Raw genomic sequence first — 4,546 nt, 5'->3', positions numbered from 1 at the left:
TCCACGAGACCGCGCACCGTGAGCGCCACGGGCTGCCGGCGATGCTCGACTGGCTGCGTCAGCAGACCCAGGAGCGCGGCGGTGCGCCCGAGCGCAACCGCCGCCTCGACTCCGACGCCGCCGCGGTGCAGATCATGACCGTGTGGGCCAGCAAGGGTCTTCAGTACCCGCTCGTCTACCTGCCGTTCTCGTTCAACCGCAACATCCAGACCCGCGAGGTCGTGCTCTACCACGACGACGACGACGACGACGCGCGATGCCTCGACATCGGCGGCAAGCAGCACCCGGGCTATCGACAGATCGAGGCCCGCGGACGACACGAGGTCGCCGGCGACGACGTCCGGCTCACCTACGTCGCCCTGACCCGGGCGCAGTCGCAGGTGGTGGCCTGGTGGGCCCCGTCGTGGGACGAGCCCAACGGGGGACTGTCCCGGCTGCTGCGCGGTCGCGGCCAGGGTGATGTCACGGTGCCCGACCGGGTGGCCACCGACAAGGTCGACGACGCCACCGCCATCGCGGGGTTCCGGGCCTGGGAGACCGCCGGGGGGTTGAGCCTCGAGCGCGCGGCCCACGTCGATCCCGACGCACCTGTCTCCGACCCGGTGGCGAGCGACCTGGGGGTACGACGCTTCGCGCGCTCCATCGACACCGCGTGGCAGCGGACGTCGTACTCCGGTCTCATCCGCGGCGTCGATGACGGCCATGGTCCCACCTCCGAGGTCGACAGCGCCGAGCTGGACGACGAGTCCGAGCAGCAGGACGACCCGGACCTCGACCAGGTCGGACAGCTGCCCGAGGCCGACGAGATGGTCTCGCCGATGGCGCACTTGCCGGCCGGCGCGGCCCTGGGCTCGCTCGTGCACGCCGTGCTCGAGCTCGCTGACCCTGAGGCAGCCGACCTGCGCGCCGAGGTGCTGACCCACGTCGTCGACCAGCTCGACTGGTGGCCGGTCGCGACCGAGGCCGACGTCCTCACCGACGCCCTCCTCCCGCTCTTCGACTCGCCGCTGGGCCCCCTCGCGCCCGGCCTGACGCTGCGCGACGTGCCGATCAAGGACCGCCTGCGTGAGCTCGACTTCGAGATCCCCCTGGCCGGGGGTGACGGCGACCGGGGTGCCGATCGCCGCGAGGCCACGTTGGCCGACGTGGGGGTGCTGCTGCGCGAGACCCTCGCGGCCGACGACCCGCTGCTGCCCTACGCCGCCCGGCTGACCGACTCGGCCCTCGCGGAGAAGTCGCTGCGGGGCTACCTCTCGGGCTCGATCGACGTCGTCCTGAGGGTGCCGGCACCGCACGTGCCAGGGGGACATCGCTACGTGGTGGTCGACTACAAGACCAACCGGCTCACCGACGCCGGCACCGTGGCGACTGCCCAGGCGTTCACCCACGAGCGACTCACCGCGGCGATGCTGCACTCCGACTACCCGCTCCAGGCGCTGCTCTACACCGTGGTCGCCCATCGCTACCTGCGGTGGCGCCTGCCCGGCTACGACCCGGCCCAGCACCTTGGCGGAGTCCTCTACCTCTACCTGCGCGGCATGTGTGGCCCGGCCACGCCGGTGATCGACGGTCACCCGACCGGGGCGTTCTCCTGGGTTCCTCCGACCGCCCTGGTGACCGCGCTGTCCGACCTGTTGGATCGAGGACCCCGATGAACGCGCCCCTTCACCTCCCGATCGACACGGCGGACACCTCGGCGGCGCCCATGACGGAGGTGGTCCTCGACCCTGCCGACCGGCGCCTGGCCCTCGGCGCCACCGGAGTCCTGCGCGAGCTCAACGAGATCGGGGTCCTCGAGGCAGCCGACATCCACGTGGCTCGACGGCTCACCGGGCTCGTCGACGACGACGACCCCGACGTCGCCCTCGCGGTGGCGCTCGCGGTGCGCGCGGTGCGGGGTGGCTCGGTCTGCGTCGACCTGACCACGCTCGCCACCGACCCGCAGCTCGGGCCGCTGTCGTGGCCCGAGCCCGGGGCCTGGATGGCGGCGCTGCGGGCCAGTGCCCTGCTGACGCCGCCCGACGGGCAACCGGCAGTCCTGAGACTGCACGACGACCGTCTGCTCTACCTCGATCGCTACTGGCGCGAGGAAGCACAGGTCTGCGCCGACCTGATGACGCGACTCGCGAGCGGCACGAGCGAGGCGGCCGCCGACATCGAGGCGTCTCTCGACCGGGTCTTCCCGGCCGAGGGCTACGAGGAACAGCGAGCCGCGGCCCGGATCGCCCTGAGCCAGCGCACCACGGTGCTGACCGGCGGCCCTGGCACGGGCAAGACCACCACGGTCGCAGCCCTGCTGGCCCTGCTCCTCGAGCAGGACCCGCGCGCCCGCGTGGCGCTGGCCGCGCCCACCGGCAAGGCCGCCGCGAGGCTGCAGCAAGCCGTTGAGGAAGAGGTCGCCGCGCTCCCCGACGCGACCGATCGCGCACGACTGACGGGGCTCAGGGCGGTCACCCTGCACCGCCTGCTGGGCAGCCGACCCGACACCTCGGTGCGCTTCAGGCACCACCGCGACAACCGGCTTCCGCACGACGTCATCGTGGTCGACGAGACCTCGATGATCTCACTGACGATGATGGCCCGGCTGCTCGAAGCCGTGCGCGACCGCACCCGGCTGATCCTCGTGGGCGACCCCGACCAGCTCACCTCCGTCGAGGCCGGCGCCGTCCTCGGTGACCTCGTCGACGGACTCGGCCGGCGCCCCGACCACCTGATCGCCGAGCTCCGCACGTCCCACCGCTTCGGTGCAGCCATCCGCGGCCTCGCCGAGGCCGTGCGTGACGGCGACGCCGAGGCAGCCCTGGCTGCGCTGCGGGCCGGCGACGAGCACGTCGTCTTCGTCGAGCGCGGCGCCGATGGCGATGACTCTCCTGCCCACGACGACGCAGCCGTGAGCGAGCGCCTGCGCGACCTGGTGGCGCCGCACGCCCACGAGGTCTGGAAGGCCAGTGCCGCGGGCGACGCCGTCCGCGCACTCGCGCTGCTCGACGAGCAGCGACTGCTCTGCGCCCACCGCGACGGACCCTACGGCGTACGCCACTGGAACGAGCAGGTCGAGCGGTGGCTGGCCGATCGCACCGGTGAGGCGGTGGGAGCCCAGTGGTACGTCGGGAGGCCGCTGCTCGTGACCGCCAACGACTACGGTCTGGGCATCTACAACGGAGACGTCGGCGTGTGCGTCCAGGGAGACCAGGGGCTGCGTGCCCACATCGCTGCGGGCACGCCGCTGGACCTCGCTCCCGGCCGGCTGGGGGACGTCGACACCATGCACGCGATGACCATCCACAAGAGCCAGGGGAGCCAGGCCGGCACCGTCATCGTGCTGCTGCCGCCCCCGGACTCACGGCTGCTCACCCGGCAGCTGCTCTACACCGCGATCACCCGGGCCCGCACCCGCGTCGTCCTCGTCGGGTCGGCCGACGACGTCCGGGCCGCGGTGACTCGTCCGGCCACGCGAGCCACCGGGCTGGCCGAGCGTCTGGGCGCGCCACCCGGAGTCCAGCCCTGAGGACGGCCGAAACGGCGTGGCAATCAAGAGGCGATAGCCTCGGGTGATGCCCTTCCTGCTGCGTGTCGAGCTGCCCGACGTCCCCGGGTCGTTGGGACGCCTGGCCACGGCGATCGGTATGGCCGGCGGTGACATCGAGGCGATCGAGATCGTCGAGAAGCGTCACGACGGCACCGCGGTCGACGACGTGATGCTCGACATCGAGCCCGGCATCATGCCCGACTCGATCGTGTCGGCCTGCCACTCCCTCGACGGCGTCCGCGTCGTCTGGATCAGCCGCTACGCCTCCGGTGGGCTCGTGCTCGACCTCGAGGCCGTCGAAGAGCTCACGTCGGTGCCGCACGAGGCGCTCGACCGCCTGATCGACCTGCTGCCCGCGACCTTCCGCGTCGACTGGGCCGCGCGCGTGCACCGTTCCGACGGCGTCACCCGGGCCACCGGCGCGGCCCCGGCCGAGCTCGACTTCGTCGAGATCGAGCACCCGGAGCGCCTCGAGGCGCCCGAGGGCTCCGGGGACGCCGACACGCTCTACGCCGGGGTGCGCCTCGACGGCAACCAGGTCGTGATCGTCGCGCGGCGCGGCGGACCTGAGTTCCTCGACTCCGAGGTCGCCCGGCTCGGCCACCTGGCCGGCCTGGCCGTGTCGATCACCCGCAACGACACCAGGTGAGGGGGAGCGCCGGCCTCAGCAGCCAGCGTCGGTGACGTCGAGGTTCGAGCGCTTGCCCAGCGAGTAGGCCGAGCAGTAGTAGAAGCTCAGCAGCGGGTCCCGCTGGAGCCGCACGGGTGACCACTCGCCACCACCGACCGGCTCGAGGTAGCGGTAGGACGGCTTGAGCAGACGCCTGGCCGTGCCGCGGTGCTTGAGGTAGCGGTCGAGCCAGCGCTGCACGTAGACGCTCGTGAGGTCCCGGCCGTAGCGGCTGGCCGGCAGCACCAGCGGGATGTCGGTGTAGTCGAGGTGGGTGCTGGCGCGGGGCACGACGAGCAGCGAGTCGACACCGGCGGCGTCCCAGTCGTCGAAGCCGGTGGCGCGCT

General features: G+C 72.5%; 3 protein-coding genes and 1 pseudogene. 3 read left to right on the top strand and 1 reads right to left on the bottom strand.

All coding sequences use genetic code 11. The annotated features are described in order from the left end of the window. The 3 genes from VOI19_RS14925 to VOI19_RS14915 all read left to right on the top strand — a co-directional run. Positions 1 to 1,655, top strand: a 1,655-nt coding sequence (locus VOI19_RS14925; RefSeq protein ID WP_323793755.1) for a 3'-5' exonuclease, incomplete at its 5' end; no start/stop codon positions are given. Between the two features lie 50 nt (positions 1,656 to 1,705). After that, entirely contained in the window at positions 1,706 to 3,508 is a 1,803-nt protein-coding gene (gene recD / locus VOI19_RS14920) for an exodeoxyribonuclease V subunit alpha (protein ID WP_323793754.1), read from the top strand. Between the two features lie 46 nt (positions 3,509 to 3,554). Then, a complete protein-coding gene (locus VOI19_RS14915) occupies positions 3,555 to 4,178 on the top strand; it encodes an amino acid-binding protein (RefSeq protein ID WP_323793753.1) in 624 nt (207 codons plus the stop codon). A 15-nt stretch (positions 4,179 to 4,193) separates the two neighbouring features. On the opposite strand, the pseudogene VOI19_RS14910 reads toward VOI19_RS14915, so the two are convergent. After that, positions 4,194 to 4,546 (bottom strand): annotated as a pseudogene (locus VOI19_RS14910) (alpha/beta hydrolase); the annotation flags it as partial.

It is taken from the genome of Nocardioides sp. (assembly GCF_034670285.1).
Lineage (GTDB): Bacteria > Actinomycetota > Actinomycetes > Propionibacteriales > Nocardioidaceae > Nocardioides.
Note: the sequence above shows the minus strand (reverse complement) of the source record. Positions and strands in the feature narration are given on the sequence as shown.